The organism is Actinopolyspora lacussalsi subsp. righensis (assembly GCF_900116555.1).
GTDB lineage: Bacteria > Actinomycetota > Actinomycetes > Mycobacteriales > Pseudonocardiaceae > Actinopolyspora > Actinopolyspora lacussalsi.
Window position 1 is genome coordinate 464984 of sequence record NZ_FPAT01000001.1, and the last position, 24828, is coordinate 489811.

19 protein-coding genes and 1 pseudogene are annotated in these 24828 nt (G+C 67.7%); 5 read left to right on the forward strand and 15 right to left on the reverse strand.

The annotated features are described in order from the left end of the window. The first annotated feature begins 17 nt into the window (after nt 1-17). Together BM394_RS02045 and BM394_RS02050 are read left to right on the forward strand one after the other, a co-directional pair. Nucleotides 18-2858, forward strand: coding sequence for an AAA family ATPase (locus tag BM394_RS02045; RefSeq protein WP_092973120.1), 2841 nt, complete (start codon nt 18-20; stop codon nt 2856-2858). A gap of 112 nt (nt 2859-2970) precedes the next feature. After that, nucleotides 2971-5415 carry a right-handed parallel beta-helix repeat-containing protein gene (locus tag BM394_RS02050; RefSeq protein WP_092973122.1) on the forward strand — a complete coding sequence of 815 codons (2445 nt, stop codon included), beginning with the start codon at nt 2971-2973 and terminating at the stop codon, nt 5413-5415. A gap of 72 nt (nt 5416-5487) precedes the next feature. Here BM394_RS02050 and BM394_RS02055 read toward each other — a convergent pair whose 3' ends face one another. Then, the gene (locus BM394_RS02055; RefSeq protein ID WP_092973124.1) at nt 5488-5922 is read right to left on the reverse strand and encodes an SRPBCC family protein; all 435 of its coding nucleotides are present in this window, start codon (nt 5920-5922) and stop codon (nt 5488-5490) included. A 136-nt stretch (nt 5923-6058) separates the two neighbouring features. Next, nucleotides 6059-6541: a nucleoside deaminase gene (locus tag BM394_RS02060; protein ID WP_092973126.1), complete on the reverse strand. Its 483-nt coding sequence runs from the start codon at nt 6539-6541 to the stop codon at nt 6059-6061. Nucleotides 6542-6824: 283 nt separating this feature from the next. Here BM394_RS02060 and BM394_RS02065 point away from each other — a divergent pair, with 283 nt between their 5' ends. Then, complete coding sequence (locus tag BM394_RS02065; protein WP_092973674.1) at nt 6825-7646, forward strand: bifunctional allantoicase/(S)-ureidoglycine aminohydrolase; 822 nt, start codon at nt 6825-6827, stop codon at nt 7644-7646. 156 nt (nt 7647-7802) lie between these two features. Here the strand turns inward: BM394_RS02065 and BM394_RS02070 are convergent, their stop codons facing one another. The 6 genes from BM394_RS02070 to BM394_RS02095 form a co-directional block, all read right to left on the reverse strand. Further along, nucleotides 7803-8072 carry a barstar family protein gene (locus tag BM394_RS02070; RefSeq protein ID WP_217643285.1) on the reverse strand — a complete coding sequence of 90 codons (270 nt, stop codon included), beginning with the start codon at nt 8070-8072 and terminating at the stop codon, nt 7803-7805. 233 nt (nt 8073-8305) lie between these two features. Continuing rightward, nucleotides 8306-9349 carry a family 2 encapsulin nanocompartment cargo protein polyprenyl transferase gene (locus BM394_RS02075; RefSeq protein WP_092973127.1) on the reverse strand — a complete coding sequence of 348 codons (1044 nt, stop codon included), beginning with the start codon at nt 9347-9349 and terminating at the stop codon, nt 8306-8308. 13 nt (nt 9350-9362) lie between these two features. After that, a complete protein-coding gene (locus tag BM394_RS02080; RefSeq protein WP_092973129.1) occupies nt 9363-10775 on the reverse strand; it encodes a family 2B encapsulin nanocompartment shell protein in 1413 nt (470 codons plus the stop codon). A gap of 52 nt (nt 10776-10827) precedes the next feature. Next, entirely contained in the window at nt 10828-13173 is a 2346-nt protein-coding gene (locus BM394_RS02085; protein ID WP_092973131.1) for a family 2 encapsulin nanocompartment cargo protein terpene cyclase, read from the reverse strand. Nucleotides 13174-13177: 4 nt separating this feature from the next. Then, a complete protein-coding gene (locus BM394_RS02090; RefSeq protein ID WP_425427644.1) occupies nt 13178-14482 on the reverse strand; it encodes a family 2B encapsulin nanocompartment shell protein in 1305 nt (434 codons plus the stop codon). A 565-nt stretch (nt 14483-15047) separates the two neighbouring features. Next, nucleotides 15048-15614, reverse strand: a complete 567-nt coding sequence (locus BM394_RS02095) for a TetR/AcrR family transcriptional regulator (protein ID WP_092973135.1) — start codon at nt 15612-15614, stop codon at nt 15048-15050. 104 nt (nt 15615-15718) lie between these two features. Between BM394_RS02095 and BM394_RS02100 the strand changes: the two genes are divergently transcribed. After that, nucleotides 15719-16180 carry a nuclear transport factor 2 family protein gene (locus tag BM394_RS02100; protein ID WP_092973137.1) on the forward strand — a complete coding sequence of 154 codons (462 nt, stop codon included), beginning with the start codon at nt 15719-15721 and terminating at the stop codon, nt 16178-16180. A gap of 111 nt (nt 16181-16291) precedes the next feature. Here BM394_RS02100 and BM394_RS02105 read toward each other — a convergent pair whose 3' ends face one another. From BM394_RS02105 to BM394_RS02125, 5 genes are all read right to left on the reverse strand, one after another. Beyond that, complete coding sequence (locus tag BM394_RS02105; protein WP_092973139.1) at nt 16292-16534, reverse strand: hypothetical protein; 243 nt, start codon at nt 16532-16534, stop codon at nt 16292-16294. 513 nt (nt 16535-17047) lie between these two features. Continuing rightward, nucleotides 17048-18838, reverse strand: coding sequence for an acyl-CoA dehydrogenase family protein (locus BM394_RS02110; protein ID WP_092973141.1), 1791 nt, complete (start codon nt 18836-18838; stop codon nt 17048-17050). Further along, complete coding sequence (locus BM394_RS02115) at nt 18835-19587, reverse strand: AfsA-related hotdog domain-containing protein (RefSeq protein ID WP_092973143.1); 753 nt, start codon at nt 19585-19587, stop codon at nt 18835-18837. The genes BM394_RS02110 and BM394_RS02115 overlap by 4 nt, the downstream gene beginning before the upstream one ends. A 32-nt stretch (nt 19588-19619) precedes the next feature. Then, nucleotides 19620-20423: an SDR family NAD(P)-dependent oxidoreductase gene (locus BM394_RS02120; protein ID WP_245779922.1), complete on the reverse strand. Its 804-nt coding sequence runs from the start codon at nt 20421-20423 to the stop codon at nt 19620-19622. Between the two features lie 5 nt (nt 20424-20428). Continuing rightward, entirely contained in the window at nt 20429-21487 is a 1059-nt protein-coding gene (locus BM394_RS02125) for a 3-oxoacyl-ACP synthase III family protein (protein ID WP_139235115.1), read from the reverse strand. 940 nt (nt 21488-22427) lie between these two features. On the opposite strand from BM394_RS02125, the gene BM394_RS22250 reads away from it, so the two are divergent. Then, complete coding sequence (locus BM394_RS22250) at nt 22428-22676, forward strand: hypothetical protein (RefSeq protein WP_139235116.1); 249 nt, start codon at nt 22428-22430, stop codon at nt 22674-22676. 170 nt (nt 22677-22846) lie between these two features. On the opposite strand, the gene BM394_RS02130 is transcribed toward BM394_RS22250, so the two are convergent. Both BM394_RS02130 and BM394_RS02135 read right to left on the reverse strand, forming a co-directional pair. Next, entirely contained in the window at nt 22847-23632 is a 786-nt protein-coding gene (locus BM394_RS02130; protein WP_092973145.1) for a sugar phosphate isomerase/epimerase family protein, read from the reverse strand. Between the two features lie 118 nt (nt 23633-23750). Continuing rightward, nucleotides 23751-24827 (reverse strand): annotated as a pseudogene (locus tag BM394_RS02135) (RICIN domain-containing protein); the annotation flags it as partial. Between the last annotated feature and the right edge of the window lies 1 nt (nt 24828).

Below are 24828 nucleotides of genomic sequence, written 5' to 3' on the forward strand. Positions count from 1 at the left end.
ACCAGGAAGAAAGGCGAATGGTTCGCGAGCACACCCCCATCCTCGGCCGAGACGAGCAGTGGGCCCGGCTCGACAGCACCGTTCACACCTCCGACGGAACCGGAGCGTTGCTCGTCGTACGTGGACCGAGCGGCTCGGGAAAGAGCGCACTGCTCGATGCCGCCTCGCGGAACTGGCTTCGACACGACGTGCGGGTGCTCTCGGTCTCGGCCGCCGTCCCGGTGCCACGAATGTTCGACGCGCTACTGGAGGCCGTGCGCGAAAGAGTGGGCGACCAACGCGAACCCGAGCTGCTGGAGGCGGTCGCGGCGGCGGCACGGCTGCGTCCCACGAGCGAGAGCCCCACGGGAGAAGGTCCGACGCGTTCCACCCCGCTGCCCCTGGTGCACGAACTGACCCGCGCGCTGACGCGGCTGGCACGCGGGAAACGCACCGTGCTGGTGATCGAGGACGTCGACCACGTGGATCGGGAGTCGGTCTCCGCACTGTCGTCGCTGGCCCAGGGTGTTCGGGCCGTGGGCGGCGTGGTGCTGGCCACGCTCGGCAACGCCTCCCGTGGAGCCCACGAACAACTGGTGGACCTGTCCGACTCCGTGCTGGATCTCCCGCCCTTGTCGGACGACGACATCACGGCGCTGCTGCCGCGGTGGACCGGTGGGCAGGCGGCCGTGGACCCGACCACGACGGAGGCGTTGCGCACGACTTTGGGGCCGCTGTTCGGCAACCCGGCGACGATGCGCTCGCTCGTGCGAGCGCTCCGCCGCGAGGACCGTCTCACGGTGATCGACGAACACCTGTGCCTGCGCTCGTCTTGGGAGCCGATCGCGCTGCCCGGCGACCACGAGCTGCTGCGCCCGGTGCACGAGTGCGGCCCCGAGGGCGGCCGGATCGTGTGGTGCGTCGCGGTGCTCGGCGAGCTCGACGTGAACGACCTGCCGGTGCTAGCCGAAGTAGCCGACGTCGAGCTGCACGCCTGCGGACGCGTGCTGGACCGGCTGGTGCACGACGAAGTGCTGCGCGAGGACAACGGTCGACTGCGACTGTCGGTACCCGCGCTGGGAACGGCGCTGGGCCGTGAGGGGGCGCGGTCGTCCCGGCCCGTGCACGGTGCGTTGGTTCGGCACATGCTCGACCGCCGCGAACGCGGGGGCGCGATGGATGACTCGGCGCTGGCGCATCATCTCGTCGAGGCGGGCCCGGATTTCGGTGGTGAGCGCGGCCTGGAGATCCTGCTACACGAGGCGGGCAGAACCGTGGAAACCGATCCGGAGCGGGCCGCCGAACGGTACCGCGCGGCGGTGCATCGGATGCGGGCATCGGACCGGCGGCTGCCGAGGTCATTGGAAACGATGACCCGGCTGCAGCTGTCCCGAGGGAACTTCAGGGAGCTGGCCGACGACCTCGGGACCGTGCTGCCCACGCTGCTGGAAACACCGCGCCGCGAGGGCGATTCGGCGGGAACCGGTCCGTACGGGCACGACGACGAGCGGATGTTGGCCGAGCTCGCGGTCTGCTGGTTCCTGGTGCAGCTGCACGAGGGGCACACGGTCGGGATCCACGATTCGACGCGGTTGTTCGACCTGATGAGCACGCGGGACGAGAGCACCGAACAGGTGCGCCGGCTCTTCTCCGCGCTGTTTCGCGGGCGAACGCGCGAGGCGGTGACCACACTCGACACTCTGGTCGCGACCTTCCCCGCCGCATGGGAGAAGGCACGGCCGGTGATCGCTTTCGACGAAGTACTGCTGCTGCTCCAAGCGATGGAGGGCGAGCACGAGCGGTTCCTGCGAGCCCTCTCGCGGTGGCAACAGTGTCACCCGGCGGAGCGAGATGCCCCCGACATCGAGCGGCTGCGCGACGCGGGAAGCATGCTCGACCACGCCACGGCGTTGGAACTGCTCCTCGGGCACCGCCCCGGAAGTCGCGGTGGCGGTTCCGCCCACGCCTACCAGCGGGTGCTGCGTGCCTATTACGCCGGTGAGTGGGACGAGGCGCTGTCGGTGGCCCGTTCGCTGGAGGCCGACCGATCGCATCCCCGAGGCTCGCTGGCACTGCACCTGACGCGGGTGGTGGCGGCGGAGATCTGTGCGGCGCGAGGCCACTTCCGGCGGGCCGAGAACTGGTTGGCCCGGCTGCCGCGAAGGTTCGCCTGCGGCCACCTCCTCGCCTGGGTGCGCTGCGGTCTGCGACACCGCCGAGGTCACACCGCCGAGGCGGTCGCGGAGGGATGGCGGGAATACCTGCACCACCGCGACCGTGGCAGTACGGCAGGTCTGGAACGGCTGCTGGAGCGGTTGATCGACTACAGTGTTCGACTCGGTGACCAGGAGGGCGCCGAGCGGATGCTCGAACAGCTGGAAGCCTTCGAGACCCGCCACCGCACCGCCTCGGCCAGGGAGGCGGCGCTGCTCGCGCGGGGGATGGTGGAGGCGGACCCGACGCGCCTGCGCGAGGGAATCGAGTCGGCCAAGCGGCGTGGGGACAACCATCGGGTCGCCCGTGGCTGCGCCGCGATGGGCAGACTGCTCGACGAACCGCGACCGTGGTTACACGAGGGCTACGACCTGGTCAAACAGTTCGGCTCCTCGTACGGGCGCGGAGTGTTCAGCGAGCTGATGCGCAGCCGCGGTATCGCGTTGACGCGCTCACGCGGCCCGCGGGAACCGCTGTCGAGCACCGAGAACCGGATCATCGATCTGGTCAGTGACGGCTACACCAACCGTCAGATCGCGATGGCGGTACAGGCCAGTGAGAAGACCGTGGAAAGCCACCTGACCAAACTGTTCACCCGAACCGGCTGCCGCTCCCGTGTGGAGCTGGCCACCGCACGGCTGGAGGGCCGACTCATGCCCACCTGATCGCGGTGGCACGAGAACGAGCCGCCCGGGACACGCGCGACACCTCGGTACGAGAAGGACACCCTCCACCAAAACCGGTGTGAACACCGGGATCCAGCCAGCAGGAGAGCTGATGATCATCGTCTCGCCGGACGCCCCCGGCTGCCACTCGTCGATCGCCGAAGCGGTGGACTCGGCTCCCGAGGGAGCTACGGTGCACATCGCACCCGGGAAGTACGAGGAGAGCCTGGCGCCGCGCAGGCCGGTCACGCTCGTCGCCGAGGACGGGCCGGGCACCGTCGAGATCAGCGCCGCGCGGGGGCCGGTGGTCTCGGGCGACGTCGCGACGAAGCTCAGCGGACTGACCCTGCGCTCCACGGATCCGGAAACTCCCGTGGCCGTGGCCGGGTCGGATCGGTTGACCATCACCGAGTGCCGGTTGGAGGCGACCGCCTGGGCGGCGGTCCACGGCCACGGTCGGGGCAGCCTGACGATGCGCGACTGCTCGGTGCGCAACTCCGAGGGCGCCGGTGTGGTGATCACCTCGGCCCTCGGAAGTTCGGTCGAGCGGTGCACCTTCCCCGAGCCGGGAACGTCGGGGATCGTGGCCGCCGAACAGGGGGTACTCACGCTGCGCTCGTGCACGGTCGAGCAGGCGGCGGGCAACGGACTGTGCCTGAACGGCAGCGGGCACATCGACGGCGAGAACATCACGATCATCGGCGCGCGCAAGCCCGCGCTGGCCGTGGAGGAGCAGGCATCGGCCACGCTGAGCGGACTGGCGGCGCGCGACAGTCGTGGCGTCGGCTGCTACCTCGCCACCGGTTCGACCGTGGAGCTCACCGATTGTTCCGTCGAGCGATCCGAGGCGGACGGACTGCTGATCGCCTCCACCGGCCGCAGCACGCTGGAGCGGTGCACCGTCGAACACACCAACCACCACGGCATCCGGATCACCGGTGGCTCGGCCGGAATCCTCCGCGACTGCACGATCACGGGGGTGCGCGGGACGGGACTCCTCGTCGAGGCGGAGTCCAGCACCGAGTTCGAGCGGCTCACCGTGACCGAGTGCCAGGGGACGGGACTGAGCGCCACGAGCGGCGCCACTCCCTCGGTCCGGCGGCTGCGGATCACCGGCTCCACGGGAACGGCCGTGGAGGTCACCAAGGGGGCGAAGGCCCGACTGGACAACGTCGAGATCGAACGGGCCGGTGCGGTGGGCGTGCTCGTCGCGGACGACGGTGCGGCGACGGTCAACGGGTGCAGCGTGCTGGAAACGAACGGTTCCGGGATCGCGGTGCTGCGTGCCGCGGACGCCACGTTCACCGACTGCGACGTCCATCGTGCCGGTGGCGACGGGGTGCACACCGGGGAACGGGGCGGGATCGTGCTGAACCGCTGCCGGGCCCGTTCCGGTCGGGCATGTGGCGTGCGGGTGGAGCCCTCGGCCCGTGCCGAGGTGTCCGAATCGGAGTTCGCCGAGAACGAGGCCGACGGTATCAGCGTGCGCTCGACGGAGACCGTGGTGCTGCGCGACTGCACGGCCACCGACAACCGTGGTGCGGGCCTGCGGCGCACGGTTCCCTCGGAGGCGTTGACGGTGGAGGGATTCACCAGCTCCGGAAACGGTTTCCCGGACGCGTACGGCCTCGGGAACGGGAACTCCGACTCCCCCTCCGGCGGGAACCCTGCCGAGGTCGGCGGCCCCGAGACCGGCGCTGCTGAGGTGGGTACTGCCGAGGCGGGCACCGAGCAGAGCAAGCCGATGCGGGAGTTGACCTCGCTGGTGGGACTGGAGGGAGTCAAGCACGACGTCACCACGCTGGTGAACCTGAACAAGATGGCCAAGCGGCGCCAGGAGGCCGGGCTGTCGGCGCCCCCGATGAGCAGGCACCTGGTCTTCGCGGGAGCACCGGGTACCGGCAAGACCACCGTGGCCCGGCTCTACGGCGCGGTGCTGGCCGAGCTGGGGGTGCTCGCCTCCGGGCACCTGGTCGAGGTCTCACGCGCCGATCTGGTCGCCGACATCGTCGGTGGCACCGCGATCAAGACCACCGAGGAGTTCAACAAGGCGCTGGGCGGAGTGCTCTTCGTCGACGAGGCGTACACCCTGAGTTCCTCCTCCGGTGGCTCCGGCCCGGACTTCGGCAAGGAGGCCGTGGACACCCTGGTCAAGCTGATGGAGGACCACCGGGACGAGGTGGTGGTGATCGCGGCGGGCTACTCCGCGGAGATGCGCGAGTTCATGGCCACCAACCCCGGGCTGGAGTCCCGCTTCAGCCGGACCATCGAGTTCACCAACTACACCGCCGAGGAACTGGTCACGATCGTGCGCCAGCAGTGCGCCGAGCACGACTACCAGCTCGACGAGAGCGCCGCCGAAGCACTGGAGGATTACTTCGAGGCGATGCCCAAGGACGGTACCTTCGGCAACGGCAGGACCGCGCGTAAAATTTTCGAGCGAATGGTCGACCACCAGGCATCCCGACTGTCGGTCTCGCCGGACACCTCCACCGCCGATCTGACCCGGCTGCTGGCCGAGGACGTCGAGGCCGTCCGGGAAGGTGTGCCGGGGTGAGTCGGGCAAACCGGTTCGGACCACCGAGGGCGCGATAGTCCGAAGGCCGCACCGCCTCGGACCGGGAACGACTCAGCCCGGGAACAGCTCACCGAGGCGGTGCAACGACTTCTCGATGGCCGCTCTGTTCCGCCGGGGGAACGGGCTCAGCGAGATCAGCAGCGGAATCCGAGCGGTCGACCAGTCGAAGGTTTCGGTCACCTCGGTTCGTTCCCCGACCGGGCGAAGCCGCCAACGCCAGCGGTGACCGTTGAAGTGTCGCCACGCGATCAGGTGGTCCTGCTCGAACTCCACCACCGTGTTCAGGATCTTGTACGAGGTGCCCATCTTCATGTCCATACCGAACTTCGAGCCGAGTTCGAGCCGCTGGGGGCCACCCTGCTGCGCCTGTCGCACCGTGCCCGAACCGTCGAGCAACGAGTGCTGGGTCGGATCGGTGAGCAGCTCGAAGATCCTGTCCGGTGTGGTCGCGACCGTCTTGGTCGCCGACACCTGGCGTCCTACCATCCGGTAACCCTAATTCCCGAGCGACGATCCGGAAGCAGCGGCCCTCGCTCGCATCCCGTGGCGAGCTCACCGGCAGCACGACGGTTACCCAACCGCTTCGCCCGTCGATCGGGTGAGATCCGATCGCGCGGCGGATTCAGCCGCCTCCGGCCACGAAGCGACGATGCAGCTCCCGCACTTCGTCGGCCAGTTCGTCGATCGGCCCTTCCACCACCAGATCGGGCACGACCTGGGTGATCGGCAACACGCGAACCGGTGACTCGGCTGCCCCGAACTCGGCGAGCCAATCGGCCAGTTGTGCGGCCGAGCTCGCGTAAACGATGCGTCCCAGCCCGACCCAACCGTGTGCGGCGGCGCACATCGGACAGTGCTCCCCGGACGTGAACACGGTGGCCGCCGATCGCTCCGCCGGGCTCAGGTTCGTCGCCGCCCACCGCGCCAGGGCGAACTCGGGATGCAGCGTCGCGTCACCGCCGGTGACGACACGGTTGCGGTCCTCGGCGAGACGGCGCCCGTCGGAGGCCACCAGGACCGATCCGAAGGGCTCGTCGCCCGCCCACAACGCCTCCTCCGCCAGCTCCACGCAGCGACGCAGCTCCGATTCGGCCTCACCGATCATGATCCCTCCTCGATCGCACCGGCGTCCGCACACCTGGACCGACGACGCTACCGTGCATGGATCACCCGACGGGACGCGCGTTGACCCGACTGACGGGACTGACTAAACTATCCTTCATGCGGAATCAATATTCCGAATAACGGAATCGATTACCGTGTGGATCACGGTTACCGACGGGAACGACCTCTCCCCGGGGCCCGGGGGGACATCCGTCATGCCAACGGCGCTCCGCACCGGAGGAGCCGACCGGGCACGCGAAGTTCGACAGGGACAGGAGCGGACCTTGAACGCACCGACGTACCACGCACCGCAAGGCGGCCTCCCGTCGCAGGACACGCTGCTCACCGACCGGGCCGTGGTCAAGGAAGCCTACACCGTCATCCCCCGCGGTGTGCTGCGCGACATCGTCACCAGCAACCTGCCCGGCTGGAACCGCACCCGCTCCTGGATCCTGGCCCGGCCCGTGGCCGGATTCGCCACCACGTTCGCCCAGTACGTCGTCGAGGTCTCCCCCTGCGGCGGCAGCGACGAACCGGAACCGGAGCGCGGTGTCGAGTCGGTGCTGTTCCTGCTCTCCGGCGCACTCACCGTCGTGCTCGAGGGCGAGACCCACGTTCTCACCCCCGGCGGCTACGCCTACCTGCCCGCGGGCGCGGACTGGTCGGTGACCAACGACTCCGAGGAGACGGCCAGCTTCCAGTGGGTCCGCAAGGCTTACGAGCCACTACCTGGACACCCGGTTCCCGAGGGGTTCACCGTGCAGGAGCAGGACGTCACCCCCACTCCGATGCCCTACACCGACGGCGCGTGGACGACCACCCGATTCGTCGATCCCGACGACCTGTCCCACGACATGCACGTCAACATCGTCACGTTCGATCCCGGTGCCGTGATCCCCTTCGCCGAGACGCACGTGATGGAGCACGGTATCTACGTCCTGGAGGGCAAGGCGGTCTACCGCCTCAACGACGACTGGGTCGAGGTCGAAGCGGGCGACTTCATGTGGCTACGCGCCTTCTGCCCGCAGGCCTGCTACGCCGGTGGCCCCGGCAAGTTCCGCTACCTGCTCTACAAGGACGTCAACCGTCAGATCAAGCTCACTTGATCCCCCGCAACCGACTTGCCGCGGGGAAGGCTGTGACTTCGTTGTTCACCTCCATCTATGCGGATGGGGCTACCCCGAGTGTCGCGGAGCCGCTCGGTTGTTGCTGGCGTGCCCGGCCGAACCGGAATCAGACTTCGGGGCAACCTCACAGTAGGATCACTCGAACCTGATCACCTTGTGAGAGTGATAAGGGTCCGTTATGTATTCATCGAATACATCGCGCATGGTTCGAGCATCGTTCGGCAATACTTTTTCGAAGTACCCCCACCCAGCAAACGTAATCTCGTCAGGCAGCTCGACCAGTCCGGTTATGGCATCCCAGAAGGCATCCCAATTCATTCCGTACATATCGGGAAAACCAAAATAAATCTTGAGTTTTCTATGTAGTCCAGCGCTGGTGCGCACATCCGACAGATCGACGATCACCGATCACACCACCCGTTTTCTGCTCGTATCCGCCGACGTACTCGACAGTCTCGCAGTATGTGGACGTGATATAAAGCAAACCGTCTTCCGAGCATAAAAGCCTCGTGCCGGGCCGCTTGCCGCGTTTCTGCCCACTGTCCATCCCGATACGGCGTGCCGCTGGTGGAACTGCGTGTCGAGGTTCCCGGAACAGTGCCGGTTCACGAACCCACCACAAGATCACCGAATATCGTCTAGTGATCGCGTCGGGTGACGAGGTGCGCGAGCGCGGTCAGTTCGTGGGTTCGGGCGGTTGGAGCGGCCGCCTCCAGGTGGCCCAGCGCTCGGGCGAGCAGCCGGTCGGTCTGGGCGTGACTCCAGGCGCGGCCGCCCGCCGCGTCGACGAGATCGGCGATGTCGGTCAGCGCGACTTCCGAGGTCGACGGCTGGTGGTAGTGCGTGGCGAGCCGCTGTCCGGCGGTGGTGTCGGAGTTCAGCGCGAACACCACGGGCAGGGTTTTCTTCCGGGCGTGCAGGTCCGAATAGGCGGACTTGCCGGTGGTCTCGGGATCGCCCCAGATGCCGAGCAGGTCGTCGACGTGCTGAAAGGCCAGTCCGAGGTCGTGACCGAAGCGACGCAGGTGCTCGACCCGCCGCGGCTCGGCCCCCGCGAACAGGGCACCGAGTTCGCAGGCGGCCGCCAGCAGCGCGGCGGTTTTGGCTTCGGCCATGCGTTGGCATCCGTCGACGTCGACATCACCGCGCTGTTCGAAGGCCAGATCCGTGGCCTGGCCTTGAACCAGCTCCTGGACAGTGTCGTTGAGCAGTCGCACACCGGCGAGGGCAGCCGGGTTCCCGCTGTCGGCGAGCACCCCGGAAGCCAGCGAGAGCAGGGCATCGCCTGCCAGGATCGCCGCCTCCGACCCGAACACGGTCCAGGCCGTGGGGCGGTGACGGCGGGTGGCGTCGGTGTCGATGAGGTCGTCGTGCAACAGCGAGAAGTTGTGCACGAGCTCGACGGCGACAGCGGCGGGCAGCGCCGCATCGGTGCTGCCACCCACGGCCTCGGCGGCGAGCAGCGTCAGCGCGGGGCGTAACGCCTTTCCGCCCGAGGCGTCGCTGGGAAGGCCGTGTTCATCGGTCCAGCCGAACTGGTACCGAGCGATACGACGCATGTCCTCGGGCAGTGTGTCCACCGCGGACCGCAGCGCGGGATCGACTCGGCCGCGCGCGACGGCCAGGGCCTCGTAAGCCTCCGCTGCCGGAACCGCGTGTGGGAACACATCTGGGGTGGCCATGTGAGTGTTCCTTTCAGCGCCCGATTTCGACGTTTTCCAACACGCCGAGCGCGTCGGGGGTGAGCACAGCGGCGGAGTAGTACGCGCTGACCAGATACGAAGTGACGGCCTTGTCGTTGATGCCCATGAACCGCACGTTGAGGCCGGGTGCGTACTCGTCGGGAATACCGGTCTGGTGCAGCCCGACCACCCCTTGGTGCTCCTGCCCGGTACGCATGACCAGGACCGAGCTGGTGTTGCTCTCGCTGATGGGGATCTTGTCGCAGGGCAGCAGCGGAACGCCGCGCCAGGAGATCACGCGGGTGCCGTCCACGTCGACGCTGTCCGGGTAGACGCCCTGGCGGTTGCACTCGCGGCCGAACGCGGCGATGGTGCGCGGGTGGGCCAGGAAGAACTCCGACTTGCGACGCCGGGACAGCAGTTCGTCGAAATCGCCCGGGGTGGGTGGGCCGCCCGCGGTCTGGATCCGTTGGCGCAGGTCGGCGTTGTGCAGCAGCCCGAACTCGCGGTTGTTGACCAGATCCGATTCCTGCTGCTCGCGCAGTTCCTCGACCGTTAGCCGGAGCTGCTGCTCGAGCTGGTTCATCGGTTGGCTGTAGAGGTCGTTGACCCGGGTGTGCACGCGCAGGATGGTCTGGGCGACGCCGAGTTCGTACTCACGAGGACTGAGATCGTAGTCGACGAAAGTACCGGACAGCTCGGTCTCACCCTCGTGGCCGGACGCCAGTCGCACGGCCGCTTCACCGTGCTTGTTGTGCTCGGGCGGGGTGTGGCCGCGCACCCGATCGAGGTGGGCACGCAGTGGTTCGGAACGGTCGGTGAGCTCGTCCACGTCGCGGCGGGACAGCCGCAGCACGATGCACGGTGTGAGCGCGGTGGCCGTGGCGGGCCAGGTGTCCCGACCGCCGGTGAGCACGTGCTCGCCGAGGTACTCCCCGTCGGCGAGCACGTCCCGCGACACCTCGCCACCGTAGGGCCCCGGAGTACTGGTGTTGACCTTGCCGTGGGCGAGCAATATCAGCTCGTCGGCGGGTTCACCAGCGGTGGTGATGCTCTCGCCCGGGGCGTAGTGGTGCTGGGTGAACCGCTCCGCCAGTGCTTCGAGCACCGTCTCGTCGTCGAGATCACGCAAGGAGGATATTTCGCGGAGCTCCGGTGGCAGAACGCGAACCTGATCGCCGGTGTTGGAAAACGTCAGGCGCCCGTCCCCGAGCTCGTAGGTCAGCCGCCGGTTGACCCGGTAGGAACCGCTGGTGGTTTCGACCCAGGGCAACATGCGCAGCAACCACCGAGGGCTGATCGCCCGCATCTGCGGCGGCGTCTTCGTGGTGGTGGCCAGGTTGCGGGCCGCGCCCGTGCCCAGGCTGAGCTGTCCCTGTCCGTCGGATCCCGGTTCGTCGGACGCGCTCGTAGCGATCTCGGTCATGTTCCTGTCCCCCTCGTGTGTCGGATCGAAAAGCGGGCAGCCGCGGAACCGGTCACCCGGTTTCGGGCCGGCTCCGGCCCGTGGTGCCCTTCGGCGCGGCGATGCGGGCCGCCGTTCCCAGGCCGGTGGGGCCGGCCAGGCGCTGCCGTGTCGTGAGCACCCCCTGCGGGGGTGCGATATCGGAAGCACCGCCGGGCGGTGATGTCCCGATCGCGGTAACCCCCGGCTCGTGACGACGTCGCAGTTCGGCCTCGGTGTAGCGCACGCACCTGCGGTGCCACTCCAGGATTCCGGACATCCAGTCCTGCAGCCCCTCGGCGTGACCGATGAGCACCCGGCGGGCGGACTCGTCGAGTCCGAACTCCTCGAACACCCGAGGTAGCTGCTCGGTGAGGATCAGCTGGAACTGCCGCATCCGGGCGTTCATCACCTCGGCCACGACGTCGCGGGCCTGCCACCGGTCGACGTCGAGGAATCGCTCGACGACCAGGACCAAGTTGTGGACCTCGCCCTCGAACTCGATCTCCTTCTGGTAGGAGAACAAGTCGTTGGTCAGGCAGGCGTAGTCCTGCGCGGCGGTTTCCATCTCCCGGACCACAGTGCTCCGGTACACCTCGGCGGGCACGACGTCGAGATTCGACAGCCGGGACAGGCTCATCGTCATGTCCGAGCCGAACGTCTTGCGACGCATCTCGAGGTAGTCGACCGGGTCCGGCACCCGGTGCTGGGCCTGGTTGTCCAGTTCCCACAACCAGCTGGCGGTCATGTCCTCCACCGCGGTGCGGAACTGACGCCGCGCCGCGGTGGGCATGGGCCCGGCGGTACGTCGCCACAGATCGGCCAGACCCCGCTCGATCGGATTGCTCGGTTCCGGTGTGGACTCGCCGTTCACGGGCATGAACGCCGACAACCGGTCGTTGCACGCCCTGGCCGCCGCCAGATTGCGGGTCGCTCCGAACACGACGGGGAAGTAGTCGTCGCCGTAGGTTCCCCAGGCCAGCCAGTCCGACGACAGGTCGAGCTGTTCCGAGCTCGCGTCGGCATGGATCATCGCCGCGCAGTGGGCGAAGTCGAAGCCGATGAACCGGCGCTCGTCCCACACCCCGTGGGATTCCACCCCGGGCACCGAGTCGAACATGCCCATCCGCCGGGCCCAGTCGACGCCGTGCTCACGGGCGTTGTCCAGGTGTGGGCTCATCCGCACCGAGTACGGCATGTACAGCTCCGGCAGCGTCAGATGCCCCACCTGCTGGAACGGGATGTGGGACTGCTGCTGGGCCCGGCGCCGCACGCCGGGCCGCAGCCGGGTGAACGCCCGGGCCGCCGAGGTACCCAGCCCGCTCGGACCGGTGAGGTCCGTGGCGGTGGGTGTCGTGGTGACGCCTTCGTTCATGTACCGGCTGGACTGGGTGTGCCACTCGTGACCACCGGCCTGCCAGTCCTGCAGCCCCTTGACGTAGGCCAGCACCCTGGCCCGCTCGTCCGGCCCCAGGGCGTGCTCGTCGCACAGCGCGGGCACCTCGGTCAGCGCGGTGTTGTCGAACTGCTCCAGCCGGGAGGTCAGCAGATCGTTGGTGAGCTCGGCGGCCCGTTGCGGACCGGTCCCGAAGAAGGTCTCCATGACCAGCACACCGTTGTTGACCTCGCCTTCCTCCTGCGTCTCGCGCTGATAGGAGAACAGGTCGTTGCGCAGGTGCACCCCGTCGGAGAACGTGTCGGTGAGCACCCGCATCGGCCTGCTCGCGGCGACCGACGCCGGGATCTCGGCGCGAGCGGCGAGCTCGACGAGCCCGGCGGACCAGGGCGCCCCACCCACCTTGCGGCGCATCTCGATGTAGTCGACCGGGTTGGGCACCCGTCCCTGATTGATGTTGGTCAACTCCCACACGCAGTCCTCGAGCAGGTTGCGCGTGGCCTCGGCGAACCGGACGAGCCAGTCGGCCGACATGATCGAGGTCGTGCGGTTCCACAGATCGACCAGGCCCCACTCCACCGGATTCGCCGGTTCCGGCGGACGCTCGGCCAGATCGGTCGGCATGAACGCCGACAGTCCGGCCAGATACCGCCGTGCCCCGGCGAGATCTCCGGTGTACTTGTAGTGCTCCAGGAAGTGGTCGTCGAAGTAGAACACCCACACGTACCAGTCGGTGACCAGATCGAGGTCCTCCGCCGTGGCGTCCGGATGGGTGTAGGCGCACAGCAGCGGGTAGTCGGCCGAGTCGAACGTGGCCTCGTCCCAGGCGAACGCGCCGCTGCTGCCCGCCGCGCCACCGGGGGTGACCATCTCCATCCGACGCGCCCACGCCGTGGAGTGCTCGCGCGCGCTCTGCAGGTGCGAGTTCAACCGGGCGGGCCAGGGCAGGTAGAACTCCGGGAGTTCGAACGGTTGGCTCGCCACGGGCTCAGCCTTCCCTACCGGTCTCGACGTCGTCCAGTACGGCCAGCGCGTCCGGCACGAGCACCGCCGCGGAGTAGTAGGTGGAGACCAGGTACGAGATCAACGCCTTCTCGTTGATGCCCATGAACCGCACGGACAGGCCCGGCTCGTACTCGTCGGGAAGACCGGTCTGGTGCAGCCCGACCACGCCCTGGTTGGCCTCGCCGGTGCGCATCAACATGATCGAGGTGGTCCGGGATCCGCTCATCGGCAACTTGTTGCACGGGAACATCGGCACACCCCGCCAGGCGGGCACCTGGTGCCCACCGATGTCCACGCTGGCCGGGTACAGCCCGCGACGACTGCACTCGCGCCCGAACGCGGCGATGGCTCGCGGGTGGGCCAGGAAGAATCCGGGGTCCTTCCACACCAGCGACAGCAGCTCGTCCATGTCGTCCGGGGTCGGCGGACCGGTGCGGGTGTGGATGCGCTGGCGCAGGTCGGCATTGGGCAGCAACCCGAAATCGGGGTTGGTGACCAGTTCCTTCTCCTGCTCCTCGCGCAGTTCCTGGATGGTCAGCCGCAGCTGCTGCTCGGTCTGGTCCATCGGCTCGTTGTACAGATCCGCGACCCGGCTGTGCACGCGCAACACCGTCTGGGCCACGCTGAGCTCGTACTCGCGGGGCTTGAGCTCGTAGTCGACGAACGTGCCGGGCAGATCCGGTTCACCGGCGTGTCCGGAGGCCACCGCGACCTCGGACTCACCGTCGGCGTTGTGCGCGCCCTGCGAAGCGGTACCGACCCGCGCGAGGTGGGTGCGCAGCGCGTCGGAACGGTCCACCACCTCCCGGGCGGACTGCCGGGACAACGTCAGCACGGTGCACGGGGTCACGGCCTTGGCGGTGAACTCCCATGTGGCCTCACCGTCCGCCAGGAGCTGACCACCGAAGTGCTCACCACCGGCCAGCACTCCCAGCTCCGTCCGCTCCCCGTAGGGCCCGGTACCGAGCTTGTTCACCTTGCCGTGCGCGATGAGTACGATCTCGTCGGTCGGGCTTCCCGCCTCGGCGATCACCTCGCCCGGGGCGTACTCGCGCTGCTCGAATCGCTCGGCCAAGCCCTCCAGCACCGAGGTGTCGTCGAATCCCCGCAGCGCGGGCAGCTCGCACAACTCGCCCGGGATCACTCGCACCGTCGAGCCGGTGTTGGAAAAGGTCACCAGCCCGTCCCCGAGCTGGTAGGTCAGCCGTCGGTTCACCCGGTAGGCACCACCCGTCGCCTGCACCCAGGGGAGCAGGCGCAGCAACCACCTCGAGGTGATCGACTGCATCTGCGGCGGCGTCTTCGTCGTCGTCGACAGATTCCGCGCGGCCGCCGTGCCCAGACTCAGCGGCGACTGCCCGTCATCGTTCTGCTGACCGGAGACCGGGTCCGTACCTGTCACCACACACCACCATTTCGACGCATGTCACACGTTCCTGTCCGCGTCGGATCAGTCAGTGCCCACGCACTGAAATCCCCCAGCGCGGTGCCGAGCATGTTCTTGCCCAGCCGGCGGACGACCACAGCCGATCGCCCGATCAGGCGATCAACGGTCACCCGAAAGGGCAAACTAGTTGATCAAAGCGGCGCAGCACAAGCAGTGTCCACATAGTCGTAGGCACGAGAGGTATCTCGACACGGCGGACCGCCGACCCCACGACGGGCAAGACCTTTTCCGCTCCTCATCGGGGAAACATTCGAAAACGTGTCAGGCGCGGCGGAGACGGGTGCGGACAAGTCCGAGCCGTCACGAGTCGGTGATAATGATCACTACGGGAGGAAGTGCTCGTATCTGCTCGGTCGAAGGAACGGATCCGCCCGGACAAGCGAACGCGGACGGCCCCACGAGGGAGTCACGGCGTGTCGAGCAGCTCGGCGACAGCCGCACGAGCATGACGCGCCGGAGCGGGATCACCACTGATACCCGCCGTGACGACGGCCCCCTCGAACAGCAGGAACACCGGTTCGACCACCGCCACACCCGTGGCCCGAACCCACTCCGCGAGCTGATCGTGAAACGCCCGCTTGTGCGACCGGACCTCGGCCAACACCACCTCGGACGAGGAACCGAGCTCGCCGTGGGCATTGATCCAGGCACACCCTCGGAAACCGGGCTCGACGAACCACTCGGCGAGCCAGTCGAACACCGCGAGCACCCGCTCACACGGATCCGGAACCCGCTCCACGAACGCGGCCAAGCTCTCCCGCCACCGCCGATCACGCCGCCGCAACACCGCCACCACCAGCTCCTCCTTGCTGGGAAAGAACCGGTAGATCCGCTTCAAGGGCAGCGCCGAGACCGTACGCACCTCGTCCATCCCCACCGCCTGGACGCCCCGCTCGTAGAACAACCGCTCCGCCGCGTCGAGCAGCGCAGCACGGTCCAGACGATCGCGTTCCTCGGTGAGCGGGGCAGGCATCCGTGACTCCCATCCGTGTCTCCTTGACGTCGAGAACGAGCGTTCCCTACTTTAGGGTATCATCAATAGAGAACGCACGTTCTCAACACGTGAGGAGATCCGTCATGTCGGAAGATCGCCCGCCGTACCCGCCCTTCACGCGGGAAACGGCCCTGCGGAAAGTCCGGGCCGCCGAGGATGCATGGAACACCCGAGACCCCTACCGAGTGGCGACGGCCTACACGCCGGACTCGACGTGGCGCAACCGGGACACCTTCCTGCGGGGCCACGAGGAGATCATCACCTTCCTCACCCGGAAATGGGAACGCGAACTCGACTACGCGCTACGCAAGAGCCTGTGGGGATTCCACGAGAACCGGATCGCCGTCCGCTTCCAGTACGAGTGCCACGACACGGCAGGACAGTGGTGGCGCAGCTACGGCAACGAAATGTGGGAATTCGACGAACGCGGCCTCATGCGACGCCGCGAGGCCAGCATCAACGACGTCGCCATCACCGAAACCGACCGACGCATCCACGGCCCCCGCACCGAAGACGAACACGAAGTCGAGCTTCCCCTCCGATGAGCTCGGCATTACGCCCTCCGGCGGGGATAGCTCCTGCTGCTTCCCGACTGGAGCACCCGTCCCAGCGACACAGCGGATCGACACGTACGCCGCGTTCACCGGTTCAGACGATTACCGCGTGCCATGCCGGTCATCACGGCCGTCCACGATGGGCAGCACATCGGTGACCTCCTCGTCACCGGCCTCACGTTCTCTGGTGCGTCGCACCCGACGCTGGGCCCGCGTGTTCGGGGACGGCACGGGTTCAGGTTGTCGAGAAACCCGGCGCTGCCTGCGCCACAGCACCACGACGACGATCGAGGCAGGCACGACGAGCACCACGACCAGCAGACCGAGCACGATCCAGTAGAGCATCAGTCACCTCGAAAACGGATGTCGCGGTGTCCGGTTGGTACCCGGTGACCGCAGCGGTGCGAAGCATCAGAACAACGCACGGCCACATTACGATCATGCCTGTCCCGGCGATCCGATGCGAGCGCCACCAGGTGGTCATGCCGTCGCGTCGCACGAATCAAAAACGAACCACCCCGATCGGGCGAAAAGCGGATACCGGCCTCCGGGGCCGAATCACTCACGGTCTCCCAACCCGGTCACGGCCGCCGGATAGTGTGGCCAGCTCAGCCGCCCGGATCGGTTTCGGTATCCACCCACCGCCTGACTCCGACCGTGTGGCCGTGTGGCAACGCAGTAGCGTCGACGTACGGATTGCCCCCGGATCGACGAGGTTGGGACGGTAAAACCCCGGAAAAATCGACCCATCTCGGATTCAGCGACGATCGAGTACCGCGTCCAAGCACGCATGCCGACAAGCTGCTCGGGGCTCTCCCGAACCTCCGGGAAGGAGAGCTCAGCGTCCGCCCCGAGATCTTACTCGCCGATCCCGGCCAGACTGGTCATCGCCGCCACGTGATCGTCCGCTGCCAACGGCGCTCCGGTCCCGTCGGTGGTGATCCCGAGGGTCTCCACCAACCCGGCTCCGTATTCGGCGAGCACGTCGCACTGCTCGGTGAACACCGTGTCCATCAGCTGCTGCCGCTCGTGCGACAACCAGCCGGCGCGGTACAGCTCCTCCCCGTGCCGCCGTGCGTGATCGAGCCCGTTCAGCAGGCACAATCGGTGCAGGGCGTCCCGCCGCTGCCCCGGAGGGAACGAATCGGCCCAAGCCAGGAACTGCTCCAGCACGATCCGGTGGGCGTGGGCGCCCACCAGTTCGTCCGCCAGCTGAGCGTGCCGATCCCAGCGATCCGCTTCCGGCAGGCAGCGGTCGGCGCCCAGGCGGGCGCACAGTCGAGTGCGCAGCAGGTTCTCCCGCACGCGGGCGAGTACGACCAGCGTGTCCGCCTCGTCCGTCCGGCCGAGGCGGGAGGGCACGGGCACCGCGCGGGGATCACCGGCCAGGGCACGAGCCAGATCCATAGTGGTCAGGGTGTTGTCCCCGCCTGCCGAGTGGTAGATCGCCGCCAGTCCCTCATAGGCGTGGATACGGTTCGCGTTCAGCACACCGTGTGCCCCGAGCAGCTTTCGACAATCACCGGTCACCCGCTCCGCGGTCCAGGTGGCGATCACTTTGGTCAGGGCGAGCTCGGAATGCACCGAGGCCCACGGGGACCAGTCGGCTCCGGCCGCGTGTTGCGGATCACCACCGTCGAGGGTGATGCGCAGCGCACGGTTGACCTGCGCGGTGGCGGCCATGGCAGCGGCCAGTGCCGGGAAGAGGATACGCCGCACCCGGGCGTGCCCGGCCAGTGTCGCTCCCGGTGCGAGCGCGCCGGAGGTGGTGCGATGGTGCACGTAGCGAGTGGTCAAGGCACCGGTGGCCCGTGCCACGGCGGCCAGTCCCACCGCACCGGCGGTGGAGGCGTTGCGTGACACCCGAAGCGAACGCACCAGGCGCTGCCGCGGGGAATCCGCCGGGTCGTGGACGACGCCCTCGTGGTCGATGCGCGCTCCGTCGGAGAGCCACTGCTCGTACGGCACTGCCGTCCCGTCGAACCGCACCAGTGTGTAGTCCAGGTCCACCGCGTCGGAACGAACCGCGCGTCCGATGCGTACTCCCTCACCCGTGCGATGCTCATCACGCAGCCGCACCAGAAAGGGGAACACCCCGTGGAGCTCGCCGCCCACACGCAGCTGGGCGTAGACCATGCCCACCTTGGGGACTCCCTCCAAACCGGCGTGGGCCATGAACTTGCACGCCGTTTCGTCGGGTGTGGACAGCTCGAAACATCCGGTTTCCGGATGGTAGTCGGCACGGGTGCGCAGTGCCACGTGGCTGGTGCCGTGGCCGACCTCGGTGATCAGAATGGTTCCGACGGTTCTGGCGGCATCCAGTTCGCCACGGAGGTCGGACAGATCCGAGTCGGGCAGGGCCATCCCGTCGATCCCGGACACGCACACTCCGTAGTGGACCGTGCCGGTCAGGAACAACGCGGGATTGACCACGGCGGCCCACTCCAGCGCGGCGAACAGGAACCGCGGGTCCTGGCGGGAGCTCCGTGGCAGGTCCAGGCTGTGAGTGATGTGGCGTAACTGCTGGTACGTGCGCCGATGTTGCCCGGACGGTGCCTGATCGTCGCGCGGTGCGAACAGACCACCACCGAACACGCTCCGCATGTCCGGGTCGAAGCCACTTCTCCCGTCCCGCACGTCACCACTCATGCCGCGACCCCCTCCAAAGGCGTCGTGTGCCGCACGGTTTTGGCCGCTTGTCCGGCTTCGACGGTGAACACCGCGTTCGGGTCGAAGGCGTTCAACTCGATCTCGCACACGGTGGTCACCCGCTCAGCCTGCTCGATGTCGACCCGGGCGGTCAGCGGCACTCGCTCGTCGGTGGCTTCGCCATCACGAGTGAGCCGGGCACGCAGCACGGCGGGCAACGGAAACACGAAGCGATGAAACTCGGTCCGCAGGTGGTGCATCACCGCGTAGCGCGGTGTGCCGTCGGCGATCGGGGGTACCGTCTCACCCACGGCCCAGGTGATGAGCTGGGTGACCGCCTCGATCAACAACATGCCCGGGATGTGCTGCTGATCGGCGGTGTGATCCCGCAGCATCTCGGTGTCGTTGGGAACCAACAGCGCCCCCGCGACCTCATTTCCCGAGACGTGCGGCTCACCGATGAGGACGTTGTCCTGCTGCTGTTTCAGCACGGTGTGTCGCCCGACCGGTTCGGCCGGGGCACCCTCCGGCAGTACCACCTGCTCCAGTCCCGCACGTGAGACGGTTCGGGCGAGTTCGCGCCACATCGTGCGATCCACTCCGAGCGCCGGGTGCAGCACCACGCCCCGGACATCCGGCTCGGCGTGGGATCGCACCCACCGCGAAACCTCGGACGTCGTCATCACGTTCTCGTTGCCGGTGAACCGTGCGAAGCAATCGCCGACGACCCACACGTGCGTCTCGCCCATCGGTCCTACCTTTCGTCGATCGTGTTATGTGCTCAGCCGATAGCGGGGTGAGCTACGAGTCCCCCGTCGATGACCAGAGTTTGGCCCGTCATGAACGACGCGGCCGGAGATGCCAGGAACAGCGCGGGGCCCACCACCTCGCTCGGATCAGCCCACCGGTGTTGCGGAACCCCTGCCAGTACCGCCTCGGAGGTGTCCTGGTCCTCGTGCACCGAGGAAGTCATGTCGGTGCTCACCCAGCCCGGTGCGAGTGCGTTGACCCGGATTCCGCTCCTTCCCCACGCGGTTCCCAGCGAACGCACCAGCGACATCTGGGCGGCCTTGGCCGCCCCGTACGCCTCCATACCGCCCACACCGACGAGCCCGGCCACCGAGGACATGATCGTCACGCTCGGGTCCGGCGAGACGGCGAGAAACGGGTGAGCACCCCGCAACAGCCGCACCGCGCCCATCAGGTTCACGTCCAGCACTCCGGCCCACTCGTCGTCGGAAGTCCCCAGCACGGGGCGCAGCTGCATCACCCCTTGCTCGTCGGCCACCGGCCCACCAGCGTTGTGCAGCAGCACGTCCAGTCCGCCCAGGGCGGCGACGGCTTCCTCCACCGCGGTAGTGCACCCATCGGCAGTGGACAGATCCCCCGGAACCACCACCGCCTCTCCTCCCACCTCCTCGATGTCGGTGGCCAGCCGCCGCAGCGCGTTCCGCGAGCGGGCGGTGAGCGCGACACGCGCTCCCGCGGCGGCGAAACCTCGCGCTAGCTGAGCACCGATCCCCCGGGATGCCCCGGTGACCAGCACTCGCCGCCCGGTGAGGTCGAACAAGGCTTGCCCGTACACTTCGATCACTCCCCGCGAATCTCATCGAGCGGGCCGCACGGCTGCCTGAACGGCGGAGACCAGCGCAGCAGGCAGGATCCCCAGGTGACCCCTGCCCCGAAGGTCGGAAGCAGCACGTGGTCCCCATCGCCGACCCGGCCCTCCGCGACGGCGTGGGTCAGGGCCACCGGTATGGAAGCGGCACCGACGTTGCCCACGCGGTCCCCCGTGATCACCGTTTTCTCCGCCGGGATTCCGGCCTGCTCGGCCAGGTGGCTCAGCAACAGCGGATTGGGCTGGTGCGGCACGATCACGTCCAGATCGGTCCTGTCGATTCCCGCCGCACGGCACGACTCTTCCAGCACGCGGGGAAACGCGGTGGTGATGAAGTCGCGCACCGCGCGTCCGTTCATGTGGATCGTGTGCGCACCGTTCGTCAGCGACTCGTCGCTGGCGGGAAGACGACTGCCCCCGCCCGGGATGAGCACCTGGTCGGCCTGACTGCCGTCCGAGCCGGTCGCCACGTGCAGCACTCCCCGCTCAGGCGGCACCTCCCCCACCACGGCCGCTCCCGCACCATCGGCGAACAACACCGCGGTACCCCGGTCCGCGGGGTCGAGGAACTTCGAGTACAGCTCCACCCCGATCACCAGCGCGTACCGCCCGCGACCTCGTTGGGCCAGCCAGTCGTGTGCGGTCTGCATACCGAACACGAAGCCCGAACAAGCGGCGTTCACATCGAACGCGACGGCGTTGGTGGCGTTGATCAGGTGCTGCACCCGGCAGGCAGTGGCCGGGCCCAACTCGTCCAGGGTGGATGTCCCCAGAACCACCATCGCCACCTGCTCCGGTGCGACACCGGCCGACGACAGGGCTCGCAGTGCCGCTTGCGCCGCCAGGTCCGAAGCCGCCTGGTCCGGCCGGGCCGTTCGCCTCTCGAGCACCCCGGTTCGCTGCTCGATCCAATCGGCGGTAACCCCGGCGTCGGCGGCCACTTCGCTGTTGCCGCGCACCGTCTCCGGCAGATAAGCGCCCAGCCCGACGATCCCGGTACCGACCCGCCGCAGCACATCCGCTCGCGTCATACGATCAGCTCCGAGACCGAGCTGTGCCCGCCGAGAGCGACGGAGTTCTGGACGCTGCCCCGCACTGAGCGTGCCGCGGCCCTGTACCGTGCGGTTCCAACCGTGAAAGAACCGCAGTACGATGCCCCGGAATCTTCAGCTGTATCCGCTGCTCGAACAGCGAGTTCGAGTTGCGCCGAACCCCCATTGCACAAAGATTTTTCGGCATGTGCGGTGGCGATCTCCCCGAGATCCTGTTCGTGCGTGTCGTCCCGGATGGGAAAGTCCTGTTCTCGCATAAACGAATATCTCCCGGTCGTTTGAGAGTGCTCAGGATTCGGTTTTATCCACTTGGGCTGACACGGCACTGACAACGCGTTGACAACGGTTCCACGACTCGTGGGTTTCCTCGCCGGTTGGCTTCGTCATCCATGACTGCCCCTCGGAATAAAGCTGACATGCTCAGTCGGGCCGACTTGTCGAGCACCGCGCGAGGTTGGGCACGGCCGGGGTGAAGGAGGTGCCAAGCGCGACGGCCAAGCGTGCACCACCCGTTCGGACACATCGGAATGGCCGTGGCACAACGAATGCGTACGCACCAACGCCGACGCTGAGCCGCGTCGTGTGCTTGCCGCGCATACGGCGCGGTGGAACGCTGTTGGTGGACAACACACTCCCCAGGGGATGAGTTGTCGATTCCGCCGAGTTCCCTGCACGCGTTTCAGAACACAGGTAAACACAACAAGCACTCCCCTTTCGACGTGCACGTCTGATCGCCTCTTCCTCCCGTCGGTAAGGGCCTCTCACCGACCCGCGGTGATGGACGAATCCATCCGAGAACGGAAGAAAAACGAACTCACCGGCACGACGAAATAGGTAACGCGATGCACCTCCCGTACCCCGACGACTCCTTCGACGGGATTATGGCGCTGGAATCGAGCACCTGCCGGACAAGGTGCACGTGCTGCGTGAGGTAGTGCGGGCGTTAAGCCCGGGCGGGTGGATGTCGATCGCCGATCCGACCGTGCACGAAGCCTCGACACAAGAACGCTACAACTCCAGTGAGACCTTTTCGACAGAGGTCATGTACATCATGTCGAGAAGTGGATCGAAGAAGCCCGCAAAATGCGGGACTCGCCGGATTTCGGATACGTGCTGGTATCGGCGAAAAACCGGAGTGATCATGATCGATCCACAGCTCGAAGCGTGAGAACACCGCACGAGCTAGTCATGATTACAGCACGCCGAGAGGGTTCGCGTGATCGTGAGATCACGCGAACACATCCCTGTACGAGGACGAACACCGGACCTCGGACATGTCCCACGACGATGCGTGCCGAAGCACGTGCGTCGTCATCCGGTCCCGAGTTGCCGTACGACTCACTCCGGGCGATGCCAATGTTCGAACCACTCGGCAGCGGCACGTAGCGGTACCGGAACGGGATCGATGGAGGGGTACCAGGCACGTTCCCACTCCAGCGAGATCCACCCCGACCACGACCGCAGCAGGGGCCCGCACTCGGCGAGCGGCACGTCCCCCTCGCCCGGCGGGACCGGTGTCCAGGGGTCCGCCCGCCGCGCGTCCTTGAGCTGGAAATAACCGAGATAGTCGCCCAGCAGGTTCCGGGTCTCCGTCGGGGACTCGCCCGTCCGCCACGGGTGCAGCGCGTCCCACAGCACGGCGACGGTCTCGGGCGCACCGAACGGTTCCACCAACCGGCGCGCTAGCCCGCCCGTGGGATGCGAGTCGTGGGTCTCGACGAGCAACGTGACACCCTGCCGCTCCAGATCGGGCAGCACGGCACCGATCCGCTCCCGAGCGGGACCGTCCTCGCCGGGCTCCCCGCCCGGGAAAACCCGTACCGCGGGTGCCCCGATCAACCCGGCCAGCTCGACGAGGGAACGCAGCTCCGCCACCGGAGACTCGTCCGAGCCCGGCGCGCACACCTTGGCGTAGCCCGCCAGACACGCCACCTCGAGCCCCTCGCCCTCGATCAGCCCGCGCGTGTCCGCCGCTTTCCGGGACGACATTCCCAACCGGACTTCCTCGTCCGGATGCACCCGGAGCTCCAAACCGTGACAACCGTGCTCACGCGCTACCCGCGCGGCCTGCCGCACCGGGGTGCCCGGCATACCGAGCGTGCTCACGGCGAACTTCCAGCTCATGGAATCCTTACCTCACTCATTCCGGGTAGCGCCCGCGGGCGCGAGAGAAAACGCGCCTGACGGAACCGCGCACCCCCGGTCAGCTGGTCGTCCCGCTGCCCGGGGCACCTCACCACACTCACACCTCGGCGCGCCGGAACCGCTGCCAGGCGACGCCGGAGCAGGTGTACTGGATGAGATCGGCACCGTCCGCGGTGGACTCGTCGGAGACGTCCAGGCACTTGCCACTGTGGCGGGCGGTGAAGATGACGTGGCCGTCGCCGGAGTCACTCACCCGCCACTGCTGCTCCTGCCCGGAGCCGCACCGCTGCTGGACCACGGCCGCACCGTCCCGCGTGGCGGCCCCCGTCACGGCCAGACACATCGAACTGTGCCGGGTGACCAGCCGAACGTAGTCACCACCGACGTCCTCCAGCCAGAACCGCTGGTTGTCGCCACCGTTGCAGGGGTACTGTGCCAACTGCTCGTCCGCGAGCTGGGAACGCGCGGGAACGTCCACGCACTTGCCGGAGTGCCGGGCGGTCAGGGTCTCGTAGGGTCCGCCGCCGGTCCCGACGGTGCCCGCCGCGGTGTCGACGGTCAGTTCCGGCGCCCAATCCATCCGGATGGTGCGGTCGTCGGGGAACCGCAGCGGCAGCCACACGTAGCGCGAGTCGTTGACCGGCCCGCCCCAGGCTCCCGCCCAGCGGTCACCGAGGTAGAGGTAGGAGGCGCCCCCGGTGCCCCGAATCGGCAGCACCCAGGCGGTCTGGGATCCGTGGGCGGTGGAGTCACCCACGTTCCGCATCCCGCTCCAGCCGCTGGCGAGGCTGGTCGAGGTGGCGTACTGCTGCTGGTTGGGATCCCAGCCCGTGGCCCCGGAGGTGAGCATGAAGTAGACCCCGTCGCGCTTGAAGAGGGCCGGGGCTTCGCGGTGACCACCGGGCCACGGGTTGGCCACCAGGCTCTCCACCGCCGTGTAGTCCTCGTTGAGCCGGTAGATGTGCAGATCCAGGTTCTCGTTGGCGGCCGAGACCATGTAGCCGGTGCCGTCGTCGTCGACGAAGACCGTGATGTCGCGGGACATGTTGCCCAACGGCCGGAAGCTGCCCTGCCAACTGTAGTCCCCGTCGACGGTGTCGGAGACGGCCACGGCCGCGCGGGCCTGGCTGTAGTCCTGGTCGTTCTCCTTGTGCATCCACTTGACGTCCTCCCCA

Excerpts from the sequence above, each read along its gene's own strand:
- BM394_RS02080 (WP_092973129.1), bottom strand. The coding sequence starts at position 10,775 with ATGACCGAGATCGCTACGAGCGCGTCCGACGAACCGGGATCCGACGGA.
- BM394_RS02060 (WP_092973126.1), bottom strand. The coding sequence starts at position 6,541 with ATGATCGGTGAGGCCGAATCGGAGCTGCGTCGCTGCGTGGAGCTGGCG.
- BM394_RS02125 (WP_139235115.1), bottom strand. The coding sequence starts at position 21,487 with ATGACGCGAGCGGATGTGCTGCGGCGGGTCGGTACCGGGATCGTCGGG.
- BM394_RS02045 (WP_092973120.1), top strand. The coding sequence starts at position 18 with ATGGTTCGCGAGCACACCCCCATCCTCGGCCGAGACGAGCAGTGGGCC.
- BM394_RS02105 (WP_092973139.1), bottom strand. The coding sequence starts at position 16,534 with ATGCTCTACTGGATCGTGCTCGGTCTGCTGGTCGTGGTGCTCGTCGTG.
- BM394_RS02130 (WP_092973145.1), bottom strand. The coding sequence starts at position 23,632 with ATGAGCTGGAAGTTCGCCGTGAGCACGCTCGGTATGCCGGGCACCCCG.
- BM394_RS02050 (WP_092973122.1), top strand. The coding sequence starts at position 2,971 with ATGATCATCGTCTCGCCGGACGCCCCCGGCTGCCACTCGTCGATCGCC.
- BM394_RS02055 (WP_092973124.1), bottom strand. The coding sequence starts at position 5,922 with ATGGTAGGACGCCAGGTGTCGGCGACCAAGACGGTCGCGACCACACCG.
- BM394_RS02090 (WP_425427644.1), bottom strand. The coding sequence starts at position 14,482 with ATGCAGTCGATCACCTCGAGGTGGTTGCTGCGCCTGCTCCCCTGGGTG.
- BM394_RS02115 (WP_092973143.1), bottom strand. The coding sequence starts at position 19,587 with ATGGGCGAGACGCACGTGTGGGTCGTCGGCGATTGCTTCGCACGGTTC.
- BM394_RS02110 (WP_092973141.1), bottom strand. The coding sequence starts at position 18,838 with ATGAGTGGTGACGTGCGGGACGGGAGAAGTGGCTTCGACCCGGACATG.
- BM394_RS02100 (WP_092973137.1), top strand. The coding sequence starts at position 15,719 with ATGTCGGAAGATCGCCCGCCGTACCCGCCCTTCACGCGGGAAACGGCC.
- BM394_RS02075 (WP_092973127.1), bottom strand. The coding sequence starts at position 9,349 with ATGGCCACCCCAGATGTGTTCCCACACGCGGTTCCGGCAGCGGAGGCT.
- BM394_RS02095 (WP_092973135.1), bottom strand. The coding sequence starts at position 15,614 with ATGCCTGCCCCGCTCACCGAGGAACGCGATCGTCTGGACCGTGCTGCG.